This window comes from Burkholderia sp. Ac-20344, assembly GCF_017104975.1.
Lineage (GTDB): Bacteria > Pseudomonadota > Gammaproteobacteria > Burkholderiales > Burkholderiaceae > Burkholderia.
On record NZ_JAAGPP010000278.1, the window covers coordinates 1 to 5,293 of the forward strand.

Annotated in this window: 6 protein-coding genes; 2 read left to right on the top strand and 4 right to left on the bottom strand. The window is 63.8% G+C overall.

Annotation, left to right across the window (positions count from 1 at the left end):
* Positions 1-527: flagellar transcriptional regulator FlhC (flhC, locus tag G3N64_RS38105; RefSeq protein WP_205788745.1), on the bottom strand; the 527-nt coding region annotated here is incomplete at its 3' end.
* 92 nt (positions 528-619) lie between these two features.
* Complete coding sequence (gene flhD / locus G3N64_RS38110) at positions 620-940, bottom strand: flagellar transcriptional regulator FlhD (RefSeq protein ID WP_069746442.1); 321 nt, start codon at positions 938-940, stop codon at positions 620-622.
* A 664-nt stretch (positions 941-1,604) separates the two neighbouring features.
* Between flhD and G3N64_RS38115 the strand changes: the two genes are divergently transcribed.
* Positions 1,605-2,669, top strand: coding sequence for a glycosyltransferase family 4 protein (locus tag G3N64_RS38115; RefSeq protein WP_205788746.1), 1,065 nt, complete (start codon positions 1,605-1,607; stop codon positions 2,667-2,669).
* 108 nt (positions 2,670-2,777) lie between these two features.
* On the opposite strand, the gene G3N64_RS38120 is transcribed toward G3N64_RS38115, so the two are convergent.
* Positions 2,778-3,074 carry an H-NS histone family protein gene (locus G3N64_RS38120; protein WP_021162849.1) on the bottom strand — a complete coding sequence of 99 codons (297 nt, stop codon included), beginning with the start codon at positions 3,072-3,074 and terminating at the stop codon, positions 2,778-2,780.
* 299 nt (positions 3,075-3,373) lie between these two features.
* Here G3N64_RS38120 and aqpZ point away from each other — a divergent pair, with 299 nt between their 5' ends.
* Positions 3,374-4,117, top strand: coding sequence for an aquaporin Z (gene aqpZ, locus G3N64_RS38125; protein ID WP_205788747.1), 744 nt, complete (start codon positions 3,374-3,376; stop codon positions 4,115-4,117).
* A gap of 117 nt (positions 4,118-4,234) precedes the next feature.
* Here the strand turns inward: aqpZ and G3N64_RS38130 are convergent, their stop codons facing one another.
* On the bottom strand, positions 4,235-5,059 hold the full coding sequence (locus G3N64_RS38130; protein WP_205788748.1) for a Cof-type HAD-IIB family hydrolase: 825 nt from the start codon (positions 5,057-5,059) through the stop codon (positions 4,235-4,237).
* Positions 5,060-5,293: the final 234 nt, after the last annotated feature.

A 5,293-nucleotide genomic window follows, 5' to 3' on the forward strand; every position in this document is an offset into this window, starting at 1 on the left:
CGCGCGGCGGCGGCCTTGCGGGTCTTGCCCGCGCGCGACGGCGGCTGGCAGAGGCCGCAGACGAAACCTTGATGCGGATCATGCGCATGCGCGACGAAGTGGCCGCCGCATCGCGTGCACGGGGTCATCTGCAGCATCCCCGAATCGAAGAAGCGCACGAGCGTCCATGCACGCGTGAGGCTCAACGCGGCCTCGTCGCCGGACAGGTTCACGTGCTCCTGGTAGAGCCGGTACGCCTTCACGATCGACTGGATCGGCTCGCAGCGGCCGTGATCCTGCATGAACCGGTAGATGTTGTAGAACAGCGACGAGTGGATGTTCGGCTGCCACGTCATGAACCAGTCGGTCGAGAACGGCAGCATCCCCTTCGGCGGCGACACGCCCTTCAGTTCCTTGTACAGCTTGATCAGACGGTCCCGCGACAGGCTCGTCTCCGCTTCCAGCAGTTGCAGCCGGGCGCCCAGTTCGATCAGTTCGATGGCGAGGGTGATTTCCTTCACCTCGATCACGACGCTTTTGCTTGCCATGGTGATAACCGTCTGCTTGACGTTATTCGGATGGATGGCCAATACGCTGCCCACCAGCGCGGCACGCCGGGACAGTCGCAAGGCAGGATGGATCAGCGGACGCTTTCGACCTGCTGCCCGGCCATCAGGATGGCCGAGTGGGCGTGTGCGACCACATCGCTGCGGCCCTTGTCGGCGAGCGACGACAGCAGCGCGTGATCATCGAAGCGGAAGCGGCACAGCATCTGGTTCGACGCGGCCAGCTTCACGGTCTGTGCGAGCGTGAGGTTGGCGAGCACGTCGGCGAGTTCCTGGGAAATGCCCATGCGGAACATGCCCATCGCCTTGTCTTCCCGCAGCAGGCGTTGCGCGAGGAGGAGGTACGACAGGTTGACCTCTTTGATCTCACTGAGCATTTCGCTGGTAGCGCTCATGATTCCCCCGTTAAAGAGCTTTGCTTTGGCCATTCATGTTATGAAAACGTTTGCTCGATCAGGGCGCTCTTGGCGCGCAGTCGGCTCGTTTATAGTCTTACAGGGCGAATTTTGGCTAAACGGCATTTATGCCGGTATCAGCGAAGTGGCGTATGCCGCGCAGGATTTGTCTGTAAACCGTGTAGGAATTTTTCCGACAAGGCGAATTGAAAGCGGCAATCGGGGAAGCGAGTGACAGCGCGGCTTCGGCTGCGATGGATTCGATGGCCTCATCGCAATGGCGGAAGGCTTGCCGGCAAGGCCACCGACTATCGAATCGGTAAAAATTATAGTGGTTTTTCACGATTGCGCAACAATAGTTGCGGCCATCTCGATTCATGATTCCGTACCCCTTTTCTCGGGGTTTTCGCGTATTTCAGCGTGTAACAAGCCTTAAGCGTTTGAAAAAACACTCGAACCCCGCAGGGCGATATCGATAATGGACTCCAATGGGCGGCGGCGCGAGCCGTGCCGGCCCGCCCCGCAGCTTGCCGTCCGGCGCCCCGCGCACCCCGCCCAGGGCACGGCCACGTACCGCCAACCGCGTACGTCGGCGAGTTCCGCAACCTTGCACGGGATCCGCATCGGCGCCACCGTGCCGTCGGACCGAAACAGGAGAACACCCATGCGAATTGCCCAGATCGCGCCGCTTTACGAAGCCGTTCCGCCGAAACTCTACGGCGGCACCGAGCGTGTCGTGTCCTACCTCACCGAGGCGCTCGTCGAACTCGGCCACGACGTGACGCTGTTCGCCAGCGGCGACTCCGTCACGTCGGCCCGTCTCGAGGCGGCGTGGCCGCGCGCGCTGCGGCTCGACCCGTCGATCCGCGATTCGATGGCGCCCCATATGCGGCTCCTCGAGCAGGTCGCCCGGGTCGCGCACGAATTCGACGTGCTGCACTTCCACCTCGACTACCTGCCGTTCCCGCTGATGTCGCGCCTCGACACGCCGTACGTGACGACGCTGCACGGCCGCCTCGACCTGCCGGAACTGCAGCCGGTGTTCGACGCGTTCCCGGACGCGCCGGTCGTGTCGATCTCGAACAACCAGCGCAAGCCGCTGCCGCAGGCCGCGTGGGCCGGCACCGTGTATCACGGGCTGCCCGACACGCTGCTCACGCCGCAGCCGGGCGTGAAGCCCGAATACCTCGCGTTCCTCGGCCGGATCTGTCCCGAAAAGCGCGTCGACACCGCGATCCGGATCGCCGCGCAAAGCGGGCTGCCGCTGAAGATCGCCGCGAAGGTCGACAAGGCCGACGCCGACTATTTCAAGGAAGTGATCGAGCCGCTGCTCGGCCAGGCGCATGTCGAATTCATCGGCGAGATCAACGAGGCGCAGAAGCCCGCGTTCCTGTCCGGCGCGAAGGCGCTGCTGTTCCCGATCGACTGGCCGGAGCCGTTCGGCCTCGTGATGATCGAGGCGATGGCCTGCGGCACGCCGGTCGTCGCGTTCAACCGCGGCTCGGTGCCGGAAGTGATCGAAGACGGCGTCACCGGCTTCATCGTCGAGGACGTGCAGGGCGCAGTCGGCGCGCTGCACCGGATCGACAGCCTGTCGCGCACCGCCATCCGAGAACGTTTCGACACGCGCTTCAGCTCGAAGGCAATGGCGCAGCGTTATGTCGAAACTTACGAATCGCTTTGCACGGGAACCCGGCAACCGGCATTGCGCCGGGTCGCCGGCGCCTGACACGGAAATCCGCGAGGAAATACTCCGTAATCAACGTCGCGCCGAAATCGGCGCGCAAAACAAAAGAGCCGCATCTCGATGCGGCTCTTTTGTTTGGGGGGGGGTCGGTCATTCGATCAGGAAACGATCGCGGTTTTTACCGACGATCCAATTCGGCGGCTTGCCGCGCCCGCTCCACGTCGCGCCCGACTTCGGATCGCGGTATTTCGGCGGCAGCGGCGCCTTCTTCGGCGGGCGTCCGCGCTTCGCTCGCTCCGCGAAGCCCAGATCCTGGGCAGTCAGCCCATATTCGGCAATCTTTTGCTGGACTTCGGCAATCACCGCCGCCACTTCCTGGCGGCGCACATCGTCCGCCTGGGCCTGCAGATCGGCGATCTGCGCCTTGAGTTTCGCGTATTGAGACATTTTTCGACTCCCCTTTTCGATGATGCGGCCCCGGCGAATCCGGCCGGGACACCAACATCCGTTACGCCATCCGTACTGCCGCCCTACCCTTCGTAATAAATGCTGTCATCTTTAACCGATTCGGCTATATCGAGAATGCGGACTTATTCTAATAAAAGGCATTCGTCAGCCATTCAAATTTAACAATCGTTGACCCTCCTCGGCCCGATTCATTTCCTATAATCCAGACCAATTCCCGGTGATGGTTTAAATCCGTCGTGTCGTCCGGTTGTCTCAATCCACTTGAACAAGGTCCTTACATGAATCTTTCTCAGCGTCTCGCTGCAGAGGTATTCGGCACGTTCTGGCTGGTGCTCGGCGGGTGCGGAAGCGCCGTGCTGGCCGCCGCCTTTCCGGGCCTCGGCATCGGCTTTGCCGGCGTCGCACTTGCCTTCGGCCTGACTGTGCTGACGATGGCATTCGCAATTGGCCACATTTCGGGCTGCCACCTGAATCCGGCGGTGAGCGTCGGCCTGACGGTCGCCGGCCGCTTCCCCGCACGCGATCTCGTGCCGTATATCGTCGCGCAGGTTGTCGGCGCAACGCTCGGCGCATTCGTGCTGTACCTGATCGCGACCGGCAAGCCGGGCTTCGACGTCGTCGGCAGCGGCTTTGCGACGAACGGCTTCGGCGAGCGCTCGCCCGGCCACTACTCGCTCGGCGCATCGTTCATCTGCGAAGTCGTGATGACGGGTTTCTTCCTGTTCGTGATCCTCGGCGCGACCGACAAGCGCGGGGTGCCGGCCGGCTTTGCGCCGATCGCGATCGGCCTCTGCCTGACGCTGATTCACCTGATCTCGATTCCGGTCACCAACACGTCGGTGAACCCGGCCCGCTCGACCGGCCCCGCACTGTTCGTGGGCGGCGAGGCGATCGGCCAGCTCTGGCTGTTCTGGGTGGCGCCGATCATCGGCGCGGTACTCGCCGGGATCATCTACCCGCTGGTCGCGGGGCGTGACAACGCCGTCGCCCTGCTGCCGGCATCGGCTCGCACAAGCGAATAAAACACTACGGGGTCAAGCGAGCAGAGCAGCGAGCCTCACGCTGTCCAAGAATACGAGGCAGGCAATTTCGACGGGCGCCCTTGGCGCCCGTTTTTCATTTCGGCCCCGGCAGGACGCTCAGGATGCGGCGACGTTGCCTTCGAGCGAGAACAGCGTGCGCAGGTGACGGGCGACGCCTGCGTCGAAGTTGTTACCGATCCGCGGGATGTGCGGCAGCCGCGCGACCAGGTCGGGGTTCGCGTTGTTCATCATGAACGCGTGGCCGGCGGTTTCGAGCAGGTCGATATCGTTCATGTTGTCGCCGAACGCGATGCAGTGGCCGGTGTCGACGCCGAGCCGCGCGAGCACCGAGCGCAGCGCGCGGCCCTTCGACACGTTCGCGGTCATCACTTCGAGGCAGTCGGGCAGCGAGTACGTGACGTACACCGCATCGCCGAAGCGCACGCGCATCTGCTCGGCGACGACCGCCAGATCGGCCGGATCGCCGATGTACAGCACCTTCGCGATATCCGTGCCGTCGTGCGCGGCCATGTCGATCACGTCGTAGCGGAAGCCCGAATCCTGGTGGAATTCGAGCAGGTGCGGCGCATCGCGGTCGATCAGCCAGCCCTGGTCGGTGAACAGGTTGACGATCACGCGGCCATGCGCGCCGACGACGTCTGGCTGCACGAGACCGCGGACGATCGCCGGATCGATGTCCTGCGCGTGGATCGTCGTGTCGTCCGGCGCGTGCACGCGTGCCCCGTTCGACGTGATCAGGTACGGCCGGATGCCGAGCACGTCGCGAATGCCGGCGACGTCCGCGTAGTGGCGCCCGGTGGCGATCACGAACTGCAGGCCGTCGCGGTCGAGCCGGCGGACGGTGTCGATCGTGTACGGATCGAGTTGGTGGTCGCTGTTCAGCAGGGTGCCGTCGAGATCGGTGGCGATGACTTTGTACATGGGCGGGGGAATGGCGCTCAGGGCTCAGCGGAACGGCCATTTTAACGTCGCACCCGGTTGCCCGCCGGACGGTTCCCGGTCGCTTGCCGCCAGCGGCCCCGTTTCGGTGCGACTTCGACTACCCTCGAACGACTTCAGCTGCCTTCAACTGCCTTCAACTGCCTTCAGTTGCCGTCAGCCGCCTTCCGCCGCCCGCAGCGCCTGCAGCGCCTGCAGCGCGAGCCGCAGCGCGCC